Origin of the sequence: Brevibacillus choshinensis (genome assembly GCF_001420695.1) — a bacterium.
GTDB classification, from domain to species: domain Bacteria; phylum Bacillota; class Bacilli; order Brevibacillales; family Brevibacillaceae; genus Brevibacillus; species Brevibacillus choshinensis.
Genome location: NZ_LJJB01000013.1, coordinates 925,854 through 951,914 on the forward strand (window position 1 = coordinate 925,854; position 26,061 = coordinate 951,914).

A 26,061-nucleotide genomic window follows, 5' to 3' on the forward strand; every position below is an offset into this window, starting at 1 on the left:
CCCTCAATATAATTTAGCTTTGGTCTCAAACCTTGTCGTCCAACACAAAGTAACTAGATCTTGTCTAGCTGAGAGTTCCGTCAAATATGAAGAGGAAGGGATTTTATGGATAATGATCATTTTATTGGTTACATTAATGGAAATTAGGTTGAACCAAGGTGAAGGAAAATGAACGATCTTTTAGGGAAATGGAAATCGAAAAACCGTGCAGTAAAAGGACAGCCCATGCTAATAGACCTGTTTCCTTCCTTGCAGAAAAATAAGGAATACATTCAAAGTCAGCTGTTTCATTCAAGTGATTTGAAGTGGCGGAGCATTAAGTTTAATCAAATGGAAGGACTCTTAGTATTTTTAGAATCTCTTACTGATCAACAAAGAATCCAAAAAGAGATTATTCAACCTATAGAAGAAAAGAAAGAAGGAATCGTGGAAGAAATCATATCTTCTATGGAGTTTGAGAGGAAATCTGATCTCAGCGAGTTGCCCGAGGCTTTAGTTCAAGGAAAAGGAATATTGTTATTTGATGGCTCAGCAGAAGCTTTTGTAATCGGAGTCGCGGCAAGTTATAAACGGAGTATCACGGAGCCGGTGAACGAAGCAGTTGTTCGCGGCGCTCATGAAGGCTTTATTGAGCACCTCATCACGAATCTGTATCTGGTACGAAAGCGTATTGAAAATCCGAACCTGGTCACTCGCTATTACCAGGTCGGAAAGGAAGCAAAAGCAAAATTGGCCCTTCTATATATGCAGGATCTGGCCAATCCGGATCTGGTTAAAGAGGTAGATTCGAGACTTGGTTCCATTGCGATGGACACCATCTTCTCACCTGGATTTATTGCCGAACTGATAGAAGACAACCCATTTTCTCTTTTTCCGCAAATCTTATTTACGGAAAGACCGGATCGGGCAGTAGCTCATCTCATGGAAGGCCGTGTTGTTATCTTATCTAACGAAGATCCGTCTGCGTTGATTTTGCCTGTGACTTTCTTTGCTTTTTATCAAAGCCCAGATGATTATCAAATCAGGTGGGTTGTCGGGTCGTTCGTCCGATTGATTCGCTTGATTAGCTTTATCACCTCTTTTCTAGTACCTGCTCTTTATATTGCCGTTGTCGGCTTTCATCCCGAAATTCTTCCTTCCAATTTGATCTTATTTTCAGTCTAATCACCCATGATCTGATCGATCACAACCATAGATTAAAATGAATTCTCGTAGCCTTAAACTAAAGATACGTAGGTGTGAGGTCGAAGGTTTTTTGGTGGTTATTCAGGATTTGTTTATATGAGGCGCGGCCCTGATGCCAAACCGGAGGATCGATACATCAATGGACGAATCAAATCATTTGGACTTGTATAGCACGCTAAACTCGATGAATTGCCGTTTAACCGCCCAGTCTACAACTTATTTTTCCGGAACATACGTACGTATGAGAGTCAGAAAACTGATGTCGATCGGAATTGGAGTTATTGGATTAATAAAGACACTACATTGGCTTTTTACCTTATTAGTTTAATATTTTGTATTTTTGAGATGGCGGGAGAGATCCTGCCTTTTTGATTTCCCCATGCCCTCAATTCCTTAAGCTAAGTCTTCTGGTCGAGCTACTCGTATCCACTGCTGGAAAACAATCGAATTCACTACGTCCATTCAGAACTTGAATGCTCCTACCTTTCATTCTTGTATGGTCGGATATTGTTACTGATATACGTGAGCAGTTCCCCCTCCTCCGCATCGAAGAAACTCTCTCTATAGCTGAGGAGCTGAATATTAAACATCCTACAGGTCCTAAATCCAACCATCCTAGGATTTGCAGACATGTGGAAAAACTGAACTGTCACTGACTATCTCGGAATTCATGACGAGCGATTTATTTTCGTTTATATTAGTTTATTCCAATTTTATGAAACAATGGATGTATTTTCAGTTACTATTAATAAAACTCATACTTTTCAGACATATTTTCGGGGGTGTCATTTTGTCGTTCATTGCAGAGACAAAAAGCGTAGAACGCACGTTTGGTCGAGGGGCAGCTGCCGTCAGAGCGCTACAGGGCGTAGAAATGCGCGTGGAGTCAGGGCGATTGCTCGTATTAAAGGGCAGATCAGGATCAGGAAAAACGACTCTTTTAAACCTTTTGGGCGGTCTCGATCGTCCGACGGCTGGAAGCGTGTACTTTCAGGGACGAGAAATCGGCCAGCTATCGGATCGTGAGCGAACGAGGATCAGGCAAAAGAACATGGGATTTATCTTTCAGTCGTTTGGCTTGATTCCGCTGATGTCAGCCGCTGAAAACGTCGTGTTTGGACTGCGTCTGTCAGGAGTGCCTGCTGCAGAATGGAGGGAGCGTGTTCGCGAATCGCTTGATTGCGTAGGGCTATCTAAACGGGCGCATCATCGTCCATTTGAGATGTCCGGTGGAGAACAGCAGCGCTGTGCGATTGCCAGAGCCGTTGCGAGCAGGCCGACACTACTTTTGGCGGATGAGCCGACAGCTGAGTTGGATAGTAAAACGGGTCTGCAAATTAGCCGTCTGTTTCGCCATCTGGTGGATGAAGGTGAAATGAGTATTGTCATGACGACGCATGATCCTGGTGTAATGGAGGTGGCGGACGATGTCTATGAATTGGAGGACGGTCGTATCAAGGATGAACGCTATACGGCGCCATAGGAAAATAAAATGGGCGTACTTGACCGTTTCCCTTATGTTGACGGGCTGTTCCCTATTTCCTAAGGAAGAGGTGGTTCTGGCACCGCCATTAGTGGAGCCGTCACCCATCAAATACGAGGTGGCAGAAGTTTTGCAAGGGACGATTGTGAAAAGCGTGAAGGGAAACGGCTCCTTCACGACCGTGAATACGGCGGAGCTTTCTTTCCCGGAGACGAAGGAACTTCGTCTGAAGTCGTTCTCTGTCCAAAGCGGCGATCAGGTGAAAAAAGGACAATTACTCGCTGAATTGGATGCGGCTGACCTGGAGAGGGAGATCGAGTCGGCCCGGTATGAAGTGGAGAAGGCAAAGCTGGAGCTGCTTGATGCCCAGCGGGATAATTACTACGAAGTCGAATCTGCCAAGCTGGACGTTTCGAAGGCAGAGATGAATGCCAAGGCAAACGAGACCAAGCTGGCCAAGATCGAATGGGACAAGGCTCTGCTGGACTTGGCGAAATTGCAGGATCCCAAGCAGCGCCAGTACGTGGTTGAGCGTGCCAGGCTGAACGTGAAGCAAAAACAGATGGACCTGGACAACCTGCAAAATCGTTGGACCCAGACCAAGCTGATCTCGCCTTTTGACGGAATCGTGCTTTTCGTCAGCAACGAGCAGGTGGGGGATGAGGTGGACGCGCATCAAACGCTGATAACCATAGGCGATCCGAACAAGCTGTTCGTGATGTATATCGCTCCCGAGAAAGAGGCTCTGCAAGACGTTAAGGAAGGGATGAAAGTCATTCTCTCGGGCAATGGCGGCGAAAATGGCGAGGGGACGGTGGTTCAGACACCGCTGCATGTCCCATCCAATTTACCCGAGGATTTGACTAAGCTGTATCAGAGAAGTCTGCTCATCTCACCGAAAATCCCCCCGAAGGGCTTGGAAATCGGGACAGGGGTCAGCATCGAAGTGGTTTTGGACAAGCAGGATCAGGCGCTGATTATACCGCGAAAAGCGCTTCATGAAATATCGGGCAGGAAGTACGTTCGGGTGCTCGACGGGAATAGCAAGAAGGAAGTGGACGTGGAGACCGGTATCATGAACCAGACGGAGGTTGAGATTCGCAAAGGCCTTTCGGCAGGCCAACTGGTTATTTTGGAATAGGAGGACAATGTCGTGGCGATGCTGCAAATGATCCTGCGGAAAATGATGAATAACCGCTGGCTGGTCGGCAGCTTGCTGTTCGGGCTGATCGTTGCTGTCGGACTGGTATCGAGCATACCCGCGTTCACGTCAGGGGTACTCCAACGCTTGTTGACAAAGGATCTGGAGGAATACCAAAAGAATGTGAAGCACTTCCCCGGCGGTTTGCTGATCTCGGTCAATCAGAACAAGCTAGGGAAGAATAGTGCGGTTCTTGTTGACGAAATGGCCGCTCACCTGCAAAACGAAGTGATTGCTCCGCTGGGTGTACCTGTGTATGAAAAAGTGACCATTTTGCGGACAATCCCGTTTGACGTCATCCAGCAAAACTTACTGACGAAGAGCCCGGCCGGTTCCGAGAGTACGCCGCTCTATTCCCTGAGCGCTCTGGAGCAGCACATGACGCTTGTCGACGGCCGCATACCTGCTGCAACCTCCGTCGATGGCGTATACGAAGCGTTGGTGACGGAAAAAGCGCTAAAGGATCGGCGGATGGTACTGGGCAGCCTTTATGAGCTGACCACGGACAAAGCAGAAGGACTCAAGGTGCGAATCAAGCCGGTCGGCGTTTTCAAGGAAAAAGAGGGGAACGATCCTTATTGGTTTGTTACGAACAGTGAATACTCAAAAGGCTTCGTATTGGACGAACGGCTTTTTCGGAGCGCGTTTTTGGAAGAGAAAAATCTGGTCATTTCAGCCCAGATGTATACGGCCTTTCACTACCAATCGTTTCGGATAAGCGATACAGAGAGGCTAATTTCAGTCGTGGCCGGGATCGAAGGGCAGCTGCAACATCACGGATTGAAAAAAGCGGAGTTCAACGTTCAGTTTCCGGCGGCCAGTCTCATAGGCAAGTACAATGAGCAAGCGAAGCAATTTAAAATCATTCTCTGGTCGCTCTACATCCCCATTTTCATTATGCTGAGCCTTTATCTCGTGATGGTTTCGGGATTAATTGTGGAAAGGCAGCGAACGGAAATCGCAGTGCTGGGCAGCAGGGGAGCCAGCAGAATGCAGATTTTTTTCATTTATTTCATGGAGATCGCCATTCTGGGTTTGTGCGCCTTTCTGATCGGTCCATTTGTGGGGATACAGCTTAGCAAGATACTTGGCATCTCGAATGGATTTCTCGAATTCGTCGATCGCAAAGGTCTGGATGTCACCATAAGCCGCGAAGTCTTCGTGTATGCTGCGTGGACGGTGCTCGCCTGTATCGCACTCCTTTTGATGTCTGTTTTTCTGGCAACCAAGCAAAATATCGTCACGTACAAACAAAACATGGCGAGAATGAGTGGACGACCCATTTGGCATCGGCTGTTTCTCGACGTGCTGCTGCTTGCGATCTCGTGGTATGGGTGGTATTCCTATCAAAATGCCGCTGAAAACGCAGCAAAAACGGGCGAAGGGGCTTCGGCCATGTCGATCGATTTCCTCCTCTTTTTTGTGCCAGTTCTGTTTTCGCTTGGTTTTGGCCTGCTTCTTCTCCGATTGTATCCGTGGATCCTGCGACTGGTGTCTTGGGCAGGACGCTCCTTCTTCCCGCTTTCTTTGCATACGACGCTGATTCAGGTAGGGAGGGCTCCACGGCAATATCATTTTCTCATGCTGTTTGTGACGATTACGATCGCCGTAGGGATGTTCAGCGCAAGCACGGCACGGACGATCAATCAAAATGCGGAGGAGAGAATCCGTTACCAAACTGGCGCGGATATTCGTTTGAAGGCGGAGTGGAAGAGCGACAAGCCGGAAGTAACGGTCTTTCGGCGAGGAAATAATGTTGCAGAAGAAGGGGAGGGGGTGGAAGTGGAAAAAGAGCCTGTAGCTCCTCCCGTTCAGTATGTAGAGCCGGATTTTGACTTGTACAGCGGCCTGCCCGAAGTTGAGCATGCAACGAAAGTCTATGTGAACGGGCTGACGGAGGCTTCTTTTCGAGGAGCTCCTGTGTCTGACATTTCCTTGATGGGGATCGATCCCAAAGAGTTCGCCGAGACCGCTTGGCTGAAGTCTGGCCTGCTGCCGCATCACTTTCATGAGTATTTGAATTTGCTGGCAAAAGAACCCCGTGCCATATTGCTGTCTCGTAGCCTCGCTGACAAGCTGCATGTGGTGGAGGGACAAACCATCTTGCTCGGATGGGGAGATTCACGCAGGGTTGAGATGATTGTGTATGCCATCGTGGACTACTGGCCGGGATGGAATCCTGCGCCTGTAAAATGCACATACGGAAGCAGCATGGAAGAACAGTACTTGGCTGTCGCCAATCTACCGTTCGTGCAAGACAAGATTCGCCTGGAGCCGTATGAGGTTTGGATCAAAATGAAAGAGGGATCGTCTTCTGAATCGCTTTACAAGGGTCTGACAAAAGGGGGAGTCAAGCTCGCCATGCTGGATAATGCCAGACAGCAAGTAATTCAGGTGAAAAACAGCGCATTTTATTTGGGGCTGAACGGCTCGCTGACGCTTGGGTTCCTGCTTTCTATGCTGGTCACCTTTATCGGCTACGTGATGTACTGGGTGCTTACGCTTGGAGCCAGAAAATTGCAATACGGCGTGTTCCGCGCAATGGGAATGCCGTTCGGACAGCTTCTTGCCATACTCGCCTGGGAACAGCTCTTGACGTTTGGCGTCGCTTTTGCGATTGGAATGACAGCGGGCAAGCTAGCAAATAGCCTGTTTTTACCTGCACTCAGTCTCTATTTGCATGCCGATAAGCAAGTGCCTCCCTTTGCCGTCATTTCCATGCCGCAAGATGAACAAATCATTTATAATTTCATTGCTGTGACACTGGTTATCGGAATCGGGATCGTCGGTATCCTGCTGTCACGGATGCAGATCCATCAAGCCGTAAAGCTGGGGGAGGACTAATCAGATGATCGTATGCGAAAATTTGGTCAAAATCTACAAGGCAAATGATCTGGAAGTGGTGGCGCTGCAAGGGTTGGATCTGCGTGTAGAGACCGGAGAGCTGATGGGGATCATCGGGAATAGTGGCAGCGGCAAATCAACGCTTTTGAACATGCTAGGAGGTCTGGACCGTCCCTCGGCAGGAAAACTTTCCGTCGCGGGAGCTGATTTGTTTCGATTGACGACTTCAGAGCTGGTTCAGTATCGCTTGCAGACGGTAGGCTTTGTCTGGCAGAACAACGCCCGCAATCTGATCCCCTATCTATCAGCGCTGCAAAATGTGGAGATGCCGATGCTTTTGCGGGGCAAGCGAAAAAGGGAGCGCGCCCACGAGTTGTTGGAACTGGTGGGTCTGGGCCACCGAAAAAAGAACAAGCTGAGCGAACTGTCCGGCGGGGAGCAGCAGCGGGTAGCCATCGCGATCGCTTTGGCGAACGAGCCCAAGCTGCTTTTGGCAGATGAGCCGACTGGCAGTGTAGACACTCGAACGGCAGCCATGATCCTTGATTTGTTTCAAGAGCTGAACCGTTCGTTCGGGCTAACCGTCGTCATCGTGACTCACGACTTGGAGCTGGCGCGCAAAGTGGATCGCGTCGTAGCGATTCGGGACGGGAAAACGTCCAGCGAGCTGTTGCGGCGAAAAGGAACGGAAGAAGACTCTTCCGATTCTTGGGATGAGGAAGCTAACGCGGACACTCATGAGGAATTGGCGGTGCTCGATCATGCGGGGAGGCTGCAGATCCCAATGGAGTACCTCCAGGCGATCCAGGCGGACGGCAAGCTGCGAATAGAGCTGGAAGAAGATCGAATCATCCTGATGGCGCCTGTATCCTCAATAAAAACAGACACGCGAATGTGATATTATCCCTTCTGAGTAGACAGTTAAAAGGACTCCCTTTACTGTTTACTTGGGAGGGATTTTATTATGGGGAATATACGTAGAACTTTTACAGTTGAAGAAAAACTTAGAGCCGTAAATAAAGACCCCCTAGATTTCCTTAAGGGTTTGTTGATGAAGACCCGAATTAGTTCAGTCGTTTAACGGTGTTTTTGGATTCATCCGTTACAAAAATCAAAACTATTGATTAACATTTCGCCTACCTCCGTTGGTGTTTCATTAGACTGCAATCTAAAGTTTCACTCATGCGTGAGGTACTATTTATTTGCGTGTAAGTACGTTGATGGGATATGATGCAGAACAAATGTTCTTATTTATTTAGTGGATTTTCAACTGGCGGTGGTTCACTTGTTGTCTGATATCGAACGAAAAGTCCTGAGGGTGATCGCTAACTACTCAGCTGGGAGGCGTAGGACTCCAACGGTGGAAGAATTATGCATCAAGACTGGTCGTAACAGAGGTGGCATGATGACAGTGTTAGAGGTACTTGCTAATGAAGAGTACATTGAATGGCAGCGATCACAACCAGATGTCATGACAGTCCTGGAAGCGTGGGAAAGGAAGGGAGCGGGAGCATGGCGAGCAAGATAGCGAACGTTTTTGCAGCAAGCCGTTTCGTATTGCCTGAGCAACGCGAGTTATACCTCCAGATTAAAGAGGACGAGAAGCTGATCCAGCAGCCGGTGCCTGAGCAAGATGAGATGGAATCGATGCAATACCTGATCCGAGATTCTGCTCGAGAGGATTATGCCATTACCGTAACATGGTGGCAGTCTGTAAAAGGGGAGTTGGGCAAGTCCTGCAGCATGTGGGGTACGGTGAAATGGATCGACCAAAATGGCCGGCGAATCAAATTGGTAAACGACGAGGAGTGGCAGTGGATTCTTTAGAAAAAATCTCTGCAGTTTCAAGCTAAGGGGAAATGAACGTGGCAAAAGCATCTGTACCAAAAAGGCCAACTAGGGATGAGTTTGAACTTGAGAAACTTGGAAATCAACTGCTTGAGGCTAAGGAAGATGGAGACGAAAGGGCTCTGTCGGTCTGGGTGAAGGCGAGAAGGTTCGGGGACGGATAACAGTTCTGGACTCGCGTACGAGACTGGTTTATGTAGTAAACGACGAGGAAGGTTAGCTACGGGTAAAAGCTTACGTATTAAACACAATGAGCGGCAGCAAGAAAAAGAACGCAGTCTTTCCTTGCTGCCGAAGTTGGATATTCAACTAACGAACCCGTTAGCCTAATCAACCTTCTACGCTTTACCATATATGTGAAATGGTTCACTGCGCGGTCTGTAACGCAATTTTTAATGGACTTAAAAATACCCCGCTCATTTCAGGAAACGGGCGGGGTATTTCAAATACAACTCAACTAAGCACTTCTTTCCATACTCCGGCAAGCTCGTGTATTGCCTTCTTGCCATTGCCAGAATAGGAAGATCCATGCATGACTGCTAGCGTCTTTGGTTCATAGTCGGCTAATTCACATAAAATACTGTCTACATGACGGGTATAAGGAATATACTCCGAAAACGGACTCTGTTGCATCCCTTTTAGAAGTTCGCTGCAACGGTCTGACAGGCTGGTTTGAGTAATAGCCTCTACGTCGCCATTCTGATGGAACAAATCCGAAGTAAACAATGTCTTGTCGGTCTCTTCAAAAAATAATCCGGCATCCCAACCATGAGGCACGTGAGGGGTCCGTAAATACCGAAGACTTTTCTTTCCTGTACATAGAATTTCTTTGTCCTGTAATATTCTAGCGGGGCGAATGGCAAAATCGTTTACATTTACCATAGCGCCAACAATTCCAGTAACTGCTTGAGCCTGCTGTGCAATGGAAAGCCATTCATTAAGAGCTCCGCATTCGTCCGATTCGAAGTGACTAAAACCCACCCATTTCAATTGAGCTGGGTCAATCAGTTTACTAATAGCTTCCTTCAGAATGGGAAACATTGCTTTGTACCCAGCGTGATATAACAGCGGCTCCTCATCCCTAATCAAAAAGTGATTGAACTGCATTCCAGCTTCGGCATTAAACAAGGAAATACGGTAAATGTCCGGGGCAATCTCATCAATTCGCGCCACTTCATCTCCATCCCTTATCTTCCTTATTTTACAAGAAGGGCAATCACATAGGATGGCAGCCTGCTGCTCTCGTCGGTCTGCCCCCATGAAAAAATCTATTCACTTATGAGGGTAAACTTTCCTCTTTTCTACGCTCGATAAATCGCCCGATAAGCACAGTTAGGAGGCCATCTCGTCGAAGTGAAGGGCGATCATCTCTACCATACCTCAGGCTTCACCACCATGAACCATAACATGGCCAGCAAAAGGAACAAATAGATCCAGATCGAACGAGTAAGCGACTGCACCAATTTATCCTTGTCCTGGCCAGTTTCATTAAACTTCCGTATCTTCGGCGAAAATGCGCGTGCCAGGAAATACAAGGAGCTTACCAGGATCAATACGGTCATCACGATCCAGGACGACTTCCATGACCAATACCCACCCATGACAAGCAATACCCCGGATATGACCAAAACATGACCGGCATGCTTCGCCAAACGTGTGGTAGACCTGAATGTATCCAGATAGGCTTGTTGTTTGGTGAGGTCAGCCTCTCGCAATCTTTTCATCATGGGTAGCAGAACAAAAAACGGGCCAATGGACATCATGGCACTGAGAATATGTAGATAAAGAATCGCCTTATATAATAAAATGCCCACCGTTATTTTTTCTTGTCCGGGCTAAATTCATGGACCCACACTCGCATTTGCGGCAGCCAAGGCATCCCTGGATGATATGATAGAATGGATTGCTTATATTCCTCTACATTTGAATATCCCTCTTGCTTGGCATTATCATCCGTTAATTCCCCGAGCGACTGTGAATAGACCTTGTCTATTACAAATTCGTGGCCTTCGAGCGTCATGATTTCACCAACATCTGCGTAGCGTCCATTGCGCCGAGTCGCGGTTTTTTGTCCCGACAATACTTTCTCGATATCCGGCTTCACGGTAATTAAACGATCGATTGTACAGGTTTTTGGCGGCAAAGCGTCAGAACCCATTTGATTTTGCATACATGCCATCCTCCTTTTTTCTTCAAAACCACTTTATCATAAGTCGAGCCATGAATGCACAAGCACACGACTGTATGGTTGGACGGGTGAGTCAGTCTTTAACGGTCATGATGACGCCTTCCCGACGATTGTCGCCTGATATTTCATAGTGGCGATTTGTTGGCACTTGAATCGAATCGGTTGCAGGGAATGGGGGATACGGGGGCAGAGAACTTCAGACTGGGTCGCATTTAACATAAGAGAAATTAAGTAAAGGTACTCAAGGTGCGAAGCCGTAAAACATCAGAATAAAAACAAACATCAAAACGTATCCAACCATTGTAGCAAAGCTAATATACAATACACTCAATAAGAATGGGATCATCCCATCAAACGAAACGTTCTCACGTACCAGATTACTTCCTTAGGGATCGACTTATATCCAGATGAATTGCAAAAGACAATAGATAAGCTGCGCGAGACATCTCAATTCATGAAGAATCTATCTTTATATTTAGAATCACGATGATCAAAACTGGCTGTCATTTCTTTCGAACGCTTTCATGAGCATGGTAGAATACTAGTAGAATATAATAAGGGGTTGAATAGTTTGTCCAGGGTTAGCGGCCAATACATAATCGATCCTAAAGTGGATGAAGACGATACAGACATTGAGCTTGTAGATTTCCAAGTCGTCGAAGGTGATTTGCCCCTATACTTGTCATTAACCAGTTCAGAGTATGAATTGGAAAAAGCTCATGTAAAGAATGTACGAGAGAAACTTGCGCTATATATGGAGCTAATCGATGGTGATACGATTACAGACTATCATTACCCACGTAGAACGAAGTTTGAGGTTAATGGAGCCTATAAGATCGCCAAACGCCGACAAAAACGGCATATTCATATTGTTCGTGACGTTAAAGTCTTTAACTTGTTCTTTCGTTTTAAGAATAGTAGGACCAATGCTCTCCGGACTTCTGCTATGATGTACAGGCCAACTGGGAAGAGGGAAGAGTGGGTTCTTCTATTACCCAATGATACGGCTGCCCTTTTAACAGATGAAATAGATAGGTCCCTTTTTTATGCCTACAGCATTCAATTGGTGGAGACCGGTGCATATAGATGTCGCACTTTCTTGTCTAATTCACTTTGGGAGAAAACAGATATGGCGTGATTCAATTGACAGAGGAATAGGAACAATTTTTCGTGTTCAAATGATTTATGAGAATAAAGTAAAGAAACATAGAAAAATTGAAATTAAAACTAATTGAAAGAATCCGTTGCTACAGTATTGATAAAATCCGACCGCAATTGTAATTGGTGGTATCTGTAATCGATAAGCCATCCCCATTAATAGTGACGAGACACCAGCTACATCAGCGTGAGTCCATTGATTAAGGCCTTCCCATCCCCTGATAGATTTATCAGGGGGTTTTACTTTTCCTTTTTTGAAGCAAAGAATCCCATGACATGGCCACATGCTGGGCAAATCTCCGTTCTTGTATTATTTAGGGTGTTCGCATTGTCAATTGCACTTTCAAACGTCACGGCTCCCATAATGAAGACAGCAAACGAATTAGAACAGTTCTGGTTGTAGCAGCTCATCGTAATTTCATAACCCATTTCTCAAACCTCGTTTCCGTTGAGTGCTTACCTTAACCATACCAAGATCCACATGAATATGCCCACGATATTTATCTCCTGAATCAAAAAATTTATCTACAAGACCTCTGAAAATCCTCCAATCACAGGAATTTCCTGGTCATAGACCGCCGTAAACGGAGAAGGGAAAATAATTGTCAGGGATGTATATGATCTTAGTGAAATCTATCAGTCAGACGGCATTCACTATATAAGACAGGAAGATCATAATATCATTTCGGATGTTATTAATGTGGAATTTGCTGTTATTTTCGAAGTCGGAAGACTGATGAATAATCATGGTGTTCCAGATAAATATTGAACGATTGTCAGAGAAATGCTCATCAAAAACCGAAGAGTAGACCTATTAACTTACGGTTTCAGGGGCGTCTCATGTACCGTGAAAACAAGCGAATTAAAGAATAAAGCATTGATATAGTTCTTCAGGGTTAAAAACCGAAACGATTTGTGGGCATAATTGATCCGCTTATTAGTATACGAGAAAACAAGCTAAAGAATCAAAAACCACAGGCTTCAGATTAATTATCTGAAGCCCCTTGGTCAATCCCCAGTTAACTTTAACTTTCTGCTGCGCAGGCCACACTTGTTACGGATATCTTCCACATCCTGGTTTGTTATACCTTTCCACTGTGAGACTGAGAAAGCCCGCTCGTGAACGCTACACGGTTCTGCTAGAATGGAGGAATCCACAGCATAATAAGAATTACCCCATCGGATTTGGCAAGTGGAAAAATCAATGGCTACGAAAGGAAAGTTTTTACTGATAGGGCTTCTTGCACGTCAGGGATCCAAACTGCCTCGTGAGATGGCGAAGATTCAAGAAATGTACGCCTCTCTGTTTATATGCCTCAAACTCCTCCTTGTAATACAGCTCGCAGAGCTGATAGGCATCTACTGCATCAGTCTTAATCTTACGTAAAGAAGAAGCCTTTTTCGCTTGGTTTGAGATAAGCGGATTCACCACAATGAAGATAATAGAGTGTTCCTCCAGAAACTGAACAACAGCAGCCTGGTAATGCCCAGTAGACTCTAAGATGACAGTGGGTGAATGAGCTGTTTGTTTAGTGACATCGTTAATCAAGTTTAAAAGGTAATGAAGTCCTTCTTGGGTATGAAGGAATGAGAAACTCTTACCGTAAGGTTGACCTTTATCTAAAAACACTTGCCCTTGACTTTGCCCTTTTGATACATCCAGACCAATGACTGGATTCATAGATCGCTCCCTCTCCAAAGATTAATTGCCGGCAACCCCTAATGACTGCTTGCAGTTCCACAGCATCGCTAGTGATGCGAGATCTTCTTTTGTCCCAACCAGCCTAAACATGGTTCCTACAAGTAGGGGGTGAACAGTTTTAGCGACGGGATGAGAACTCCCACGGGTTCGACCGTTCTAACCCGGCTACCGTAATGGTACGACTTCTTAAATGAAAGAGGTCAACCAGTAAAAACTGGCTGACCTCATAATAGGAAGGGTTTGAGAGTAAAATAGTGACAGCAAAACACCGGCAGTCTTGGACTTTATTTTCCCGTCTGCTAAGATAGGAGTAACAACAAAAGCGGTCAAGACTGTATTGTTCATGGTCTTTGGCCGCTTCTTCTTATATTCAACTATCGAATTTCGCAAGTGAAAGTGAATCTTTCTTTGTTGATAAATGTAAGCCTTTGTTATAATAACCTTCCATTATTTTTCTTGGAACCAAGCTTCCTCCAGTCGCCCAAACAATATGTGTACCATTTTCCAACCTTTCTTCTAATGCATTTGCAGATAAATACTCCTGACCGACTATTGTATTATGCAGTTTAACGGTTCCTAGCATTCCAGCTAATGCAGAAGGTTCAAGGTCAATATTTTCGCTGTTACTTAGAGCATGTAGTAAAATATATAATTCTTCATCATCAATTGTAAAAATTCCACTCAATAAGCTTTCAATTACTTTACCTACAAATCGAGAAGGCCTCCCTACTGCAAGACCGTCTGCGTCAGTCTTGTTATCTATCCCAAAATCTTGAACAGATACTTGATCATGTAATTCTGTTAACAACCCAAGCAGCATGCATGGAGAGTGGGTTGGTTCAGCAAAGAAGCAGTGCACATGTTCCTTATAAATCAATTTTAAGCCAAAAGCAACGCCTCCCGGACCACCACCAACACCGCACGGAAGATATACAAATAAAGGATGGTCATTATCTACAATAACGCCTGCTGCATCTAACTGATTTTTTAAACGAATAGCTGCTACAGCGTACCCTAAAAATAGGTGCTTTGAATTTTCGTCATCAATAAAGTAGCAGTCTGGATCTGTTTCTGCTTGTTTTCTTCCTTCCTCAACTGCTTTACTATAATCTGAACTATGCTCAATTACAGTAACGCCTTTTTTTCTGAGCAAGTCCTTTTTCCAATGTTTTGCGTCTTCTGACATATGAACAGTCACATTAAAACCCATTTTTGCACTAATTACTCCAATACTCAGTCCTAGGTTACCGGTAGATCCTACTGCGATCGAATATTGCGAAAAAAAATCTTTGAACTTCTTAGAATCTAAAATAGAGTAATCATCCTGAGCTGTTAACAGTTTATGCTTAAACAAAAGATCCTCTGCATGCTTGAGAACCTCATATATCCCACCTCTTGCTTTAATCGATCCCGAAATAGGGAGGTGGCTATCGCATTTTAACCATAGTTTCCCAGGAAGTGCTTGCTGATACTTTTTTTCAAGATAACGATGCATATGGGGAATAGGTACGAAAGGAGATTCGATTATGCCGTTCGTACTTCGGGTTTCTTCAAACACCTCAGCAAGATAAGGTGCAAATCGTTTCCATCTGTTCTCAGCATCCATTACATCTTTTTCACAAATGGTAAGAGTATCAATGCTTGATGCCTTATACTTGGCATTTGTCCAAAAAACTTCTTTTAATGACACTACATCTTGTAATATCGGGTATTCTAGTTGCCATTGCAAAATCGATTTCCCTGCTACTGTCTGATCCGTTGGCATCGATAACTTCCTCTCTTCTTTGAATGTTTCCTGGAGTACGCTTATATATAAAAAGGTATTACATGATTCTCTTTATGTTAAAATGTATTTACTTAAAGTCAATACAATTTATTTTATTTGCAACTGAAATTTAACTCGAGGAGCAGCGTATTTATTATGAATGACATTAATGTAGGGCAAAAAATACAAGAATACAGGAAAAAGAAGGGATTAAACATTCGCCAACTAGCAGATCTGGTAGTAGTGACACCTTCGTTGCTAAGCCAAATTGAACGAGGGATAGCAAACCCTTCTATTCATACACTAAAGTTAATTGCTAAAGTATTAGAGGTTCCGGTTTTTAATTTTTTTCTGGAGCAGGAAAACACAAAAAATTTAATTGTGCGATCTAATCATCGAAAGAAAATGATTCTTCCAGAATCTGAACATCTTTCATATGAGCTTTTATCCCCTGATTTAAACGGGGCTATCGAGTATGCTTTAATGAAATTGACACCCGGAACACAATCTTCTGAGGCATTGATGGAACACCTAGGAGAGGAAGCAGCTTTTATTCTAGAAGGGGAGGTACAGCTGTATCTAAATGATGAGATTCATATTTTGAGTAAGGGAGATAGTGTAAGAATTCCACCTCATATAAAACACAAATGGAAAAATACGTTTGATCAGAACGTAGTTGTTATATTTGCAGTTACACCACCCTCATTCTAACTAAATATAAACTGGAAAAGGTGCTTGGATTTTAGAAGCACCTTTTTGTTTTTTTGAATGAGCTCGATCATATCAACGAGAGTATGGTTACTGGTCTAAATTGCATGAGAAGATGCCAGAACTCTTTATTTCTGTAATTAGTACGTAAGTCTAAAGAAGAAAGGGTTGGTTATTCTATGAAGAATCAAGATGGTTGGCATAATGTTAGAATCTATAAAAAATGAAAGAAAAACACTTGATCTTTTATCATGCTTTATTTAGAATAGCGAAAAGAAGCAAAACTTCAGAACGTAATAAAAAAAGAACCAAAACTTCTTCAGGGGGATTTAGACGAAAAATGGTTACGATACGAGAAAAAATTCGAACACATTATGCTCAGTTAACCAAGCAACAAAAAAAGGTGGCAGAACATCTTCTGGAAAACCCAGAACTGTTTGTTAATAATACTGCATCGAGTGTAGGGGAACGAATCGGTGTTAGTGAGACAACTATTATACGGTTTTGCTACGCAATGGAGTACAGCGGTTTCAGCCAATTACAAAAAGAAGTGTTTGCCGAGCAGCTACGAAATGAAAAGAATGCGCTTACGCATCATCAGGAAACCGCCAAACGTTTTAAAAATAATCAGCATATTTTAAGCGAGGTGGTAAAAGAAAGTTTGGACCGAATCGAGGGGATGCTTGGAACTATTTCAGAAACTGCATTCGAGAAAGTTTTGCAAAGCATTAGTAAATCAAAAAAAGTCCTTACAGTAGGCTTGCGGTCATCATATGCACCTGCACATTGGCTGGCATTCAGCTTAAGTATGCTCTGTGAAGATGCACAGGTGTATAACCAAAATACGGATGATATTGTCCAATTATCATCAAAAATGGATAAACACTGGTTACTGATTGCCTTTTCTTTCAAAAGATACAGCAAAGAGACCCTGGATATTGTAAGGGTAGCTAAAACTAAGGGAGTTTATATAGTTGCTATTACAGATGATGTTCTAGCACCAGTAAGTCAAAACGCTGATATTGTGCTGCAGGTTCCAAGTACCGATTCCTCTACACTCGATGTTACTCCGCCACTATTTGTGTTGCTTCATGCAATTGTTGCTGGAATGTCCGTGATTGACTCAGAGCAAGTTAGGCAAAGGATATTGGAGTATGAACATAATTTCGAGAGTTACAGAACGATAATTGAAGAATAGATTTCTGGAATAAAGGAGCTATTAGTGATGCAAATAAAGAGAGTAGTCTTACACTACATGAAATTGCAATTGAAACAACCTTTTACAGCAAGCTTTGGAACGGTAAAAGATAAGGAATTTATTTTAGTCAAAATAATGGACGAGAATGGTGTGATAGGGTGGGGGGAATCGGTGGCGATGGTCCTCCCTTGGTACAGTGAAGAGACAGTAAAAGGAAACTGGCAAATGCTTAAAGAACACCTCATTCCCATGCTGATAGGGAAACACCTAGAAGACCCATCCGATGTGTCCACTATTTTCCAAAAAGTACGGCGGAATAACATGGCAAAATCCGCATTGGAAGGGGCTGTTTGGGACTTGTTTGCCAAGCGCAAAGGAGTCAGTTTGGCACAAGCCCTTGGAGGGACGAAGACGGAAGTAGAGGTGGGGGTAAGTATTGGGATCGAAGCTTCCATTCCAAAACTTTTGGATGTCATTCACAAAAACCTCGATTTGGGCTACAAGAGGATAAAAGTGAAGATAAAACCTGGATGGGATATTGCAGTAATGGAGGCTATCCGAAATAAATTTCCTAATATTCAGCTAATGGCAGATGCAAACTCCGCATATACACTGGCACATAGCGACCTACTGCAAGAATTGGATCAATTTGACTTGACGATGATTGAGCAACCACTCGCACATGATGATATCATCGATCATTCTGCTCTTCAAAAAAGACTAAAAACACCTATTTGTCTCGACGAAAGTATTCATTCTGTAGAAGATGCCAGAAAAGCGATTGAGTTGGGAAGTTGCAAGATCATCAACATTAAAATCGGACGTGTTGGAGGATTGACCGAAGCTAAGAGAATTCACGACCTTTGCAAGCAACAGAATGTTCCAGTCTGGTGTGGCGGTATGATGGAGTCGGGAATTGGACGAGCACATAACATTGCCATTACTACTTTGGACAATTTTATCTTCCCTGGTGATACTGCTGGATCAAAAAACTATTGGGAGGAAGACATTATAGACCCGGAGGTAACACCTCACAATGGAGTTATTACATTACTTGAAAAACCGGGGATTGGATACGAGCCTAACTATGAAAAAATCGAGAAGAATTCTCTCTATTCAGAGGTTTTTCGCCCATAACAAAGCTTCCCAGCCATAAAACAGACTGAGAGGATGAGACAAGTGAAAGACATGTTAGAAAATCATAAAATATGGATCATATTTCTGTTTCTACTTGTACTCACAGGTTGCTCAACGGAAGATACTACTCCGAAAAGTCATGATGCATCAAAAGCCACTAATGGAGGGGAGCTTGTCATCTCATCTGTTAGGGAACCAGATACACTAGATGTGCAAAAAACAACCTGGGTAGATAATGCGAATGTACATTTGTTCGACTATCTAATTGGCCGCGATATGGATGGGAGCATCATTCCAGGTCTAGTCAAAGATTACACGATAGCAGACGATGGGAAATCATGGACCTTCCATCTACGTGAAAATGTAAAATTTCATTCTGGTGAAGAGTTAACAGCTGAGTCAGTTAAGGCATCTATGGAACGGTTCATCAAGCAGTCTCCTGTTAATTTTCTTGCTGGCCCTATTACAGGAGTCGAGGCTAGTGATAAGTCAACGCTAATCGTGAATTTTAGTGAACCGTATGCACCTTTCATTGCTGGCTTGACATCGATATATTTATCTCCATTAGATCCAGCGGCACTTAAAAGTGAAGGCGACAAATTCGGGAATAAACCTTCAGGCACGGGACCTCTACTCTTCGAGAAATGGATACGAGGTGATTCTATTACTTTCGTAAAAAATGAGCAATACAACTGGGGACCAGATGATGCTGAAAACAAAGGTGGAACAAACGTAGACAAGGTAGTTTTCCGATTCATCAAGGATGAAAACACAAGAATGCTTGAATTTAATCAAGGAAATATTCAAATCATGCTGGATGTGCCACCAAGCTCAGTCAAAACGTTAGAGAATACGTCTGGTGTACAGCTTCACAAACTTCTTGACAATGGTCTTACCTATTTAGCAATCAATAACGACAAACCACTCTTTCAAGATCCAAAGGTAAGGAAGGCAATTAATTTAGCTATTGATCGTAACCAGATCGTCCAATATGCGATGGAAGGCTATGCAAAGCCTATGTATGGACCACTATCTCCTACTATACCTGGCTACAGTGAAAAAGTCGAGAAAATGGCAGAACAAATGTACACAAGAAATGTTGAACAAGCAAAACAATTGTTACATGGCGCTGGTTGGAGCAATGTGAATGGCAATGGGGTTCTGGTTAAAGAGGGTAAGCAGTTATCTATTGAACTACTTTTAACGGATGAGCCTGTTATGCAGAGGATTGCTCAGATCTTACAAAATCAGTTAAAAGAAGTCGGAATTGACTTGAGAATTACTGTTCAGGATGATTCGACGATTCGTACCAATGAATCTAAAAAAATGCATGATCTTATTCTTTGGCAATACGGTTGGTCTGATCCGGATATCCTTTACATCTTGTTTGGCAAAGACATTCCAACCCGTCTTTTCAGTACGCCGGAATTGGAAGAACTGCTTATCAAAGGAAGGCAGACAATGGATGAAAAGGCAAGAATGGCGGTATATGAGAAAGTACAAGAATTATTGGTTACAGAATCTCCTTGGGTACCATTGTTTGCAAGAGAGAGGATTACTGCGTATCGCGATATAGAGGGGTTTAAAGTAAACCCTTATAAAAAAATTGTTATTCAAGACATCAAGTTGAAAAAGCAGCAATAAGGACAGCAGCTTCACTAAGGGGAGGAGGTTCCTCCCCTCACAAAAAAGGGGTTCCAGTGTGTTAATACAGAGGGGGAAGTACATTGTTAAGGTATCTGTTCAAGCGTTTTTGCACGATGATCTTGACTTTGTTTGGAGTGTCAATTTTGGTGTTTTTCATGGTACATCTAATTCCGGGAGATCCAGTAACGTACATCCTGGGTGACTTTGCTACAAATGAAGCGATAGCCAAATTGAGATCGGAAATGGGATTGGATCAACCTATGGCAAGCCAATACCTCTCATTCGTCAGTGGAGTTATGCAGGGAAACCTTGGCACCTCATATATTACTGGACAATCTGTTTGGGAAGAAATTGCTCAACGTTTTCCGATCACGCTTAAATTGGGTATAATCAGTTTGCTTATTGGGAGCTGTATCGGTATTTTGTTGGGAGTAATATCCGCAGTAAATCAAAACACATGGGCTGACTATCTAGTTTCCATAGTCTCCTTACTTGGAGTCTCTGCTCCGGGTTTTTGGATCGCCCTATTTTTTATATACGTATTTTCCTTTCAACTAGCTATTTTCCCAATCTCCGGATATGCTGGCTGGCATTCGCTCATCCTACCTTCGCTGACACTGGGATTGGGCTCTGTTGGAAATATAGCGAGGATGACACGTTCTAACATGTTGGAAGTGCTTAAACAAGACTACATGCGGACAGCATTAGCGAAGGGGACTCGATACTGGAAAGTGATATTTGGGCATGGATTAAAAAATGCATTTATCCCTGTCATTACGTTAATAGGCATAACTTTTGGAAATTTGCTTGCTGGTGCGATCGTGACTGAGACAGTTTTTGGGTTACCTGGCATGGGTAGCTTTACGGTGGAGTCCATTGTGAAACGAGACATCTATACAGTACAAGGATTAGTGATGTTCTTAGGTATGATGTTTATTCTCACAAATCTATTAGTGGATCTTATTTACAAGTGGATAGATCCAAGAATTACACTTGAATAAGGGAGGGGATGATACCTATGAAAGGGGAAAATATCATGCTAGTTTCCGTTGGAATCGCTAAAAAAATTCCCTCTCGATCTTACTGGCGTTTGATTTGGGGTAGTCTTTTGAAAAATAAAGGCGCCGTAGCAGGACTTATATTTCTCGTACTTATTATTGGAATGACGGTGTTTGCCCCCGTTCTAGCAACACACCCAGTAGAAACCATGATTTTTGAAAACCGCTTTGAGAAACCAAGCAGTGTGCATTTTTTGGGGACTGACGAGTTTGGAAGGGACATCTTTTCCAGATTGTTAATAGGTGGGCAAATCTCGCTAATGACGGGTCTGCTCTCAGTTGCGATCGCAGGAAGTATTGGAACTGTTCTGGGACTGATAGCAGGTTACTTTCGACGGCTTGATTTGATCATAACGCAGTTTGTTGATATTTTACTGGCGTTTCCTGCACTCCTTTTGGCCATTGCCATAATTGCTGTGTTGGGTGTCGGTTTATCTAATGCAATGATAGCGGTTGCTATCGCGATTATCCCATCTTACGTGAGGGTGGTTCGAGGTGCAGTGCTTTCAATAAAAGAAAAAGAATACATTGAAGCAGCGCGTGCCTTGGGTGTGAGAGATGCAAAAATCATTTCCAAACACATTTTTCCAAATATTCTTTCACCAGTAATCGTACTATCGACACTGCAAATCGGTAACAGTATTCTAATTGCTGCCGAATTAAGCTTTCTTGGTTTAGGGGCACAGCCTCCGTCGCCTGAGTGGGGGGCAATGATTTTTGTTGGTCGATCTTTTCTAGCCAATGCATGGTGGATGTCTTTGTTTCCCGGATTGGCCATCATCATAACGGTCTTGGCTTTTAATTTGTTAGGTGATGGATTGCGTGACGCACTTGATCCACGAGTGAAAAAATAATAACTGGTAGAGGATGAGTCAAAGATGGACTTGCAAAAAAAAATCGAAGAATTAGTTGGACAAGCAACAGCAACTTTTGGGATTGTCATCAAACATTTGGAGACAAATGAAGAGGTGAAGATTAATGAAGGGCATCTCTTTCAGATGGCAAGCTGTTATAAAGTACCGATTCTAGCGACTTTATTTCGTGAAGTGGAAGCAGGGACAATCGATTTAAATACGAGAGTCCGTCTTTCATTGACAGATCGAGTCCCGGGCTCAGGAGTATTAAAAGAATTCGATCCCGGATCTGAGGTTTCGCTTAAGGATTTGGCAACTCTGATGATTATTGTTAGCGATAACGTCGGAACAGACAAAATTCTTGAGCTGGTAGGTGTGAACCATACTGACCAATATATGAAGAGTATCGGCTTACAGGATACCTATGTGAATCTGACATGCTGGCAGTTATTAAGTTTGGTTGTAAACCTAGACCCCGAATTGCATAGCAACGAGCAGTATGAAGAAGTGTCGCTTCGTCTGTTCCAGGCAAAGCATGATAAAAGAAGCATCGTATTTACCAAGAGTATAGAGAATAATGTGTCAACCCCAGCTGATATGGCATTATTGTTGGAAAAAATAGCCAGAAAAGAGTTGATTTCAAAGAAAGCGTGCGAGCAGATGATTGACATTATGAAAAGACAGCATTTCCGAGATCGGATTCCAAATTTGTTGCCTGCCGGAACCCCAGTAGCTTGTAAATCGGGTTCAGTAGGTGGTGTTCATAATGATATTGGCATCATTTATTTACCTGAAGAAAAAGGTACCGTCATTGTTTCGGCCTTCTCTGAAAATAACAGCTCACAACTGGAAGCAGCACAAATGATCGCGAAAGTAGCACAATCCGCTTACGACTATTTTGTTACCAGGTAATCAGAGACAACGAAAAGGGGGTAATGTACCAAATGCATCCAGAATTGCTACGTGTTGAAAATCTTACCATCGCGTTTCGCACGGACAATGCTTTGCTACCAGCCGTTCATAATATTCAATTTTCTATACGTGAACAGGAAACACTTGCGATTGTGGGTGAGTCAGGATGCGGCAAAAGTATCACTTCTTTCTCTATTATGAGTTTACTTCCCCCAGCTATTGCGAAAGTAACCGGAAGTGTTTTTTACCGTGGGAAACAAATTAACACATTGCAGGAGAATGAAATGTCAAATATTCGGGGAAAAGATATTTCAATGATTTTTCAAGAACCAATGACATCATTAAATCCTGTTCAAACGATTGGAAAACAAATTGGTGAAGTGTTGAAAAATCATACTAAGCTGCAACCTACTGAAAGAAAAGCAAAGACAATAGAGGTGCTAAAAAAAGTCGGAATTCCCAGAGCCGAAAAAATCATACATGAATATCCTCACCAGTTGTCAGGAGGTATGAGGCAGCGCGTGATGATTGCAATGGCTATCGCTTGCCAGCCAGACTTGCTGATTGCGGATGAACCGACTACTGCTCTTGATGTGACCATTCAGGCACAAATTCTCTACCTGATGAATGAATTAAAACAGCAAATGGGAACTTCCATATTATTGATAACGCACGACCTTGGGGTTGTTGCAGAAATGGCAGATCGGGTCCTTGTTATGTATTACGGGCAGATAGTTGAGGAAGCAGCAGTGGAATCTATCTTTGCCGAGCCGAAGCATCCCTATACGCAAGGATTACTTAACTCAAAACCCAGTTTAGAAACGAAGCGACAAAGGCTTGAACCAATCGTTGGAAGTGTCCCGGTTTTGGGCGAAGTCAAGATTGGATGCCCTTTTCTCCAAAGGTGTCAAAAGGCTTTTGATAAGTGCCAAACAGAAAATCCTCCTTTGATCAATACAGGTAACCAGTTAGTACGTTGCTGGCTATATACCGATGAGGAGGTGGCGATTTGAACAGACACATATTGGAAGTAAAACATCTAAAAACGTATTTTCCAGTCAAGAATGGATTGTTCGCAAAAAAAACAGAATATGTCAAAGCTGTTGACGATGTCTCTTTTTGCCTCGGCAAAGGAAAAACGTTAGGGATTGTTGGGGAAAGTGGATGCGGAAAAACTACCATGGGACGAAGCTTATTACGGTTGATTGAGCCTACATCAGGATCAGTAAAGTTTTTGGGGGAAGAAATTACAGCTTTGAGTCGATCCAAAATGCGTGAATTCCGGGGAGAGATGCAGATTATCTTTCAAGATCCATTCTCCTCACTCAATCCAAGGATAACCGTGTTTGACACACTCGAGGAAGCACTTTCGATTCATTTACCTGGAGAAAGTAGAGTAGAAAGAACAGAACATATACATCAACTTTTAGACATGGTTGGCCTTAACATTTCTCATGCTCATCGTTACCCTCATGAGTTTAGTGGGGGTCAGCGTCAACGGATTGGAATCGCCCGTGCCATTTCAGTCAATCCTTCGCTTATTATTGCGGACGAACCGATTTCAGCTTTAGATGTTTCAATACAAGCACAAATTTTGAACCTGCTTCAAGACCTCCAAGGACAGCTTGGGCTAACGTGTATTTTTGTTACTCATGATCTCAGTGCTGTTAAACATATTAGTGATCGGATTGGAGTTATGTATCTTGGTAGCATGGTCGAACAGGCCGACACCGATGATCTTTTCTCTAATCCGCTTCATCCCTATACAAAACTGTTGATGTCAGCAGTTCCTATACCGGATCCGACTCGAAAAAAAGAAAAGATTTATTTGCATGGTGATGTTCCCAATCCCGCTGATCCACCAACAGGATGTTCGTTTCATACGAGATGTAATCAATGCATGGATATCTGCTCATCCATAAAGCCGCAAGAGGTTGAGGTAGAACCAAATCACATGGTAGCTTGTCATCTATATTTGTAAGAATGAGAGTGATTGATGAAAGGAGAAAACATGGGCGACTTATTGGAATATTTGAAGAGTCAGCAAAATGAAATGCTAAAAATGTTACAAACACTGGTAGAAATAGAATCTCCTTCCCTCGAAAAAGAAATGAATGATTTATTAGGTAAAAAGATAACGGAGATTTTTCTTTCTTTCACAGGTGGAACGATGGAGATTATTCCTAATCAAACGTATGGGAACCACCTTCGTGGAAGATGGGGACAGGGAGATCATCAGATTCTTTTACTCGCACATCGAGACACTGTATGGCAAAGCGGCGATTTGCAAAGAAACCCTTTTCGTATTGAAGGTGATAAAGCCTATGGACCGGGAATTTTCGATATGAAGGGCGGAATCGTTCAAGGAATATATGCGTTACACACATTACGGAACTTCCAAATAAATCCAAATTGTCAAGTTGTTTTTTTAATCACTTCAGATGAAGAAATAGGAAGTCCATCATCTCGGCAAATCATTGAGGAAGAAGCTAAGAAAAGTGATTACGTCCTCGTCCTTGAGCCCCCCATGTACGATTACGGTGCTTTAAAAACGGCTCGTAAAGGAGTTGGGATGTACAAACTAAAAGTAACAGGGCAAGCTGCACATTCAGGAATTGATCATCAAAAAGGGAAAAGCGCCATTGAAGAATTAGCCCATCAAACCCTATACCTTCATAAACTGACTGATTACACAATCGGTACAACTGTAAATGTCGGAACTGTTAAAGGAGGAACGCGGGGGAATGTAGTAGCTGCGGAAGCAAAGGCGGAAGTGGATATACGAGTGAGGACACAAGCTGAATTTGATCGGACTATTCCCCTAATTGAAAATATCGTTCCTGCAATTGAAGGAACTAGGATAGAGGTAGAAGGTGGAATAAATCGTCCGCCACTGGAACGTACCAAGGAAGTTGGCAAAATGTTTGAACTGGCCAGGAATATTGGGAAGGAAAAATTGGGGATTGACTTGGTCGAAGTTGAGACTGGAGGGGCTAGTGATGGAAATTTTACAGCTCCTCTAGCGCCTACGCTTGATGGACTTGGTCCTGTTGGAGATGGAGCTCACGCAGTGCACGAGCATGTTTTGATTCAGGACATCCCCGTAAGAAGTGCGTTGCTTGGGTACCTGATTGGGGAGTTGGCAAGACAAAAAAGACATTCGTAAGGGGCGA

General features: G+C 43.5%; 22 protein-coding genes and 2 pseudogenes. 19 read left to right on the forward strand and 5 right to left on the reverse strand.

Features of this window, described 5'->3' with window-relative positions; genetic code table 11:
- Positions 1 to 168 precede the first annotated feature (168 nt).
- The 7 genes from AN963_RS24670 to AN963_RS24700 all read left to right on the forward strand — a co-directional run bounded on the left by AN963_RS24670 (position 169) and on the right by AN963_RS24700 (position 8,725).
- Complete coding sequence (locus AN963_RS24670; RefSeq protein ID WP_055747176.1) at positions 169 to 1,164, forward strand: spore germination protein; 996 nt, start codon at positions 169 to 171, stop codon at positions 1,162 to 1,164.
- A gap of 811 nt (positions 1,165 to 1,975) precedes the next feature.
- Positions 1,976 to 2,668 carry an ABC transporter ATP-binding protein gene (locus tag AN963_RS24675; protein ID WP_055747177.1) on the forward strand — a complete coding sequence of 231 codons (693 nt, stop codon included), beginning with the start codon at positions 1,976 to 1,978 and terminating at the stop codon, positions 2,666 to 2,668.
- Complete coding sequence (locus tag AN963_RS24680) at positions 2,646 to 3,809, forward strand: efflux RND transporter periplasmic adaptor subunit (RefSeq protein WP_236708079.1); 1,164 nt, start codon at positions 2,646 to 2,648, stop codon at positions 3,807 to 3,809. The genes AN963_RS24675 and AN963_RS24680 overlap by 23 nt, the downstream gene beginning before the upstream one ends.
- A gap of 18 nt (positions 3,810 to 3,827) precedes the next feature.
- On the forward strand, positions 3,828 to 6,713 hold the full coding sequence (locus tag AN963_RS24685; protein ID WP_236708129.1) for an ABC transporter permease: 2,886 nt from the start codon (positions 3,828 to 3,830) through the stop codon (positions 6,711 to 6,713).
- Positions 6,714 to 6,717: 4 nt separating this feature from the next.
- Positions 6,718 to 7,611: an ABC transporter ATP-binding protein gene (locus AN963_RS24690; RefSeq protein WP_055747180.1), complete on the forward strand. Its 894-nt coding sequence runs from the start codon at positions 6,718 to 6,720 to the stop codon at positions 7,609 to 7,611.
- Positions 7,612 to 8,225: 614 nt separating this feature from the next.
- Positions 8,226 to 8,540 carry a YolD-like family protein gene (locus AN963_RS24695; protein ID WP_055747864.1) on the forward strand — a complete coding sequence of 105 codons (315 nt, stop codon included), beginning with the start codon at positions 8,226 to 8,228 and terminating at the stop codon, positions 8,538 to 8,540.
- Positions 8,541 to 8,578: 38 nt separating this feature from the next.
- Entirely contained in the window at positions 8,579 to 8,725 is a 147-nt protein-coding gene (locus AN963_RS24700) for a hypothetical protein (protein WP_407922564.1), read from the forward strand.
- Between the two features lie 289 nt (positions 8,726 to 9,014).
- Here the strand turns inward: AN963_RS24700 and AN963_RS24705 are convergent, their stop codons facing one another.
- The 3 genes from AN963_RS24705 to AN963_RS24715 all read right to left on the reverse strand — a co-directional run bounded on the left by AN963_RS24705 (position 9,015) and on the right by AN963_RS24715 (position 10,731).
- Positions 9,015 to 9,734: an oxygen-binding di-iron domain-containing protein gene (locus AN963_RS24705; RefSeq protein WP_055747865.1), complete on the reverse strand. Its 720-nt coding sequence runs from the start codon at positions 9,732 to 9,734 to the stop codon at positions 9,015 to 9,017.
- 197 nt (positions 9,735 to 9,931) lie between these two features.
- On the reverse strand, positions 9,932 to 10,375 hold the full coding sequence (locus AN963_RS24710; RefSeq protein WP_152985725.1) for a DUF2269 family protein: 444 nt from the start codon (positions 10,373 to 10,375) through the stop codon (positions 9,932 to 9,934).
- 2 nt (positions 10,376 to 10,377) lie between these two features.
- Positions 10,378 to 10,731, reverse strand: coding sequence for an ASCH domain-containing protein (locus tag AN963_RS24715; RefSeq protein WP_055747181.1), 354 nt, complete (start codon positions 10,729 to 10,731; stop codon positions 10,378 to 10,380).
- A gap of 589 nt (positions 10,732 to 11,320) precedes the next feature.
- On the opposite strand from AN963_RS24715, the gene AN963_RS24720 reads away from it, so the two are divergent.
- On the forward strand, positions 11,321 to 11,887 hold the full coding sequence (locus AN963_RS24720) for a hypothetical protein (RefSeq protein WP_055747182.1): 567 nt from the start codon (positions 11,321 to 11,323) through the stop codon (positions 11,885 to 11,887).
- A 612-nt stretch (positions 11,888 to 12,499) separates the two neighbouring features.
- Positions 12,500 to 12,676: pseudogene (locus tag AN963_RS32600) on the forward strand (DUF6710 family protein); the annotation flags it as partial.
- A gap of 477 nt (positions 12,677 to 13,153) precedes the next feature.
- Here the strand turns inward: AN963_RS32600 and AN963_RS24730 are convergent.
- Positions 13,154 to 13,588 (reverse strand): annotated as a pseudogene (locus AN963_RS24730) (IS110 family transposase); the annotation flags it as partial.
- A 391-nt stretch (positions 13,589 to 13,979) separates the two neighbouring features.
- On the reverse strand, positions 13,980 to 15,374 hold the full coding sequence (locus tag AN963_RS24735; RefSeq protein ID WP_055747185.1) for a D-serine ammonia-lyase: 1,395 nt from the start codon (positions 15,372 to 15,374) through the stop codon (positions 13,980 to 13,982).
- 156 nt (positions 15,375 to 15,530) lie between these two features.
- Here AN963_RS24735 and AN963_RS24740 point away from each other — a divergent pair, with 156 nt between their 5' ends.
- From AN963_RS24740 to AN963_RS24785, 10 genes are all read left to right on the forward strand, one after another.
- On the forward strand, positions 15,531 to 16,085 hold the full coding sequence (locus AN963_RS24740; RefSeq protein WP_055747186.1) for a cupin domain-containing protein: 555 nt from the start codon (positions 15,531 to 15,533) through the stop codon (positions 16,083 to 16,085).
- A 337-nt stretch (positions 16,086 to 16,422) separates the two neighbouring features.
- The gene (locus tag AN963_RS24745) at positions 16,423 to 17,280 is read left to right on the forward strand and encodes a MurR/RpiR family transcriptional regulator (protein WP_055747187.1); all 858 of its coding nucleotides are present in this window, start codon (positions 16,423 to 16,425) and stop codon (positions 17,278 to 17,280) included.
- Positions 17,281 to 17,307: 27 nt separating this feature from the next.
- Positions 17,308 to 18,417, forward strand: a complete 1,110-nt coding sequence (gene menC, locus AN963_RS24750; RefSeq protein WP_055747188.1) for an o-succinylbenzoate synthase — start codon at positions 17,308 to 17,310, stop codon at positions 18,415 to 18,417.
- A 51-nt stretch (positions 18,418 to 18,468) separates the two neighbouring features.
- On the forward strand, positions 18,469 to 20,061 hold the full coding sequence (locus AN963_RS24755; RefSeq protein ID WP_055747867.1) for an ABC transporter substrate-binding protein: 1,593 nt from the start codon (positions 18,469 to 18,471) through the stop codon (positions 20,059 to 20,061).
- 83 nt (positions 20,062 to 20,144) lie between these two features.
- Positions 20,145 to 21,065 (forward strand): ABC transporter permease, encoded by a 921-nt coding sequence (locus tag AN963_RS24760; protein WP_055747189.1) that lies wholly within the window; start codon positions 20,145 to 20,147, stop codon positions 21,063 to 21,065.
- A gap of 17 nt (positions 21,066 to 21,082) precedes the next feature.
- Positions 21,083 to 21,976 carry an ABC transporter permease gene (locus tag AN963_RS24765; protein WP_152985726.1) on the forward strand — a complete coding sequence of 298 codons (894 nt, stop codon included), beginning with the start codon at positions 21,083 to 21,085 and terminating at the stop codon, positions 21,974 to 21,976.
- Positions 21,977 to 22,000: 24 nt separating this feature from the next.
- Positions 22,001 to 22,888: a serine hydrolase gene (locus AN963_RS24770; RefSeq protein WP_055747190.1), complete on the forward strand. Its 888-nt coding sequence runs from the start codon at positions 22,001 to 22,003 to the stop codon at positions 22,886 to 22,888.
- A gap of 32 nt (positions 22,889 to 22,920) precedes the next feature.
- Positions 22,921 to 23,901, forward strand: coding sequence for an ABC transporter ATP-binding protein (locus AN963_RS24775; protein WP_055747191.1), 981 nt, complete (start codon positions 22,921 to 22,923; stop codon positions 23,899 to 23,901).
- Positions 23,898 to 24,869: an ABC transporter ATP-binding protein gene (locus AN963_RS24780; protein WP_055747192.1), complete on the forward strand. Its 972-nt coding sequence runs from the start codon at positions 23,898 to 23,900 to the stop codon at positions 24,867 to 24,869. The genes AN963_RS24775 and AN963_RS24780 overlap by 4 nt, the downstream gene beginning before the upstream one ends.
- A 15-nt stretch (positions 24,870 to 24,884) precedes the next feature.
- Positions 24,885 to 26,054 carry a M20 family metallopeptidase gene (locus tag AN963_RS24785; RefSeq protein ID WP_236708080.1) on the forward strand — a complete coding sequence of 390 codons (1,170 nt, stop codon included), beginning with the start codon at positions 24,885 to 24,887 and terminating at the stop codon, positions 26,052 to 26,054.
- Positions 26,055 to 26,061: the final 7 nt, after the last annotated feature.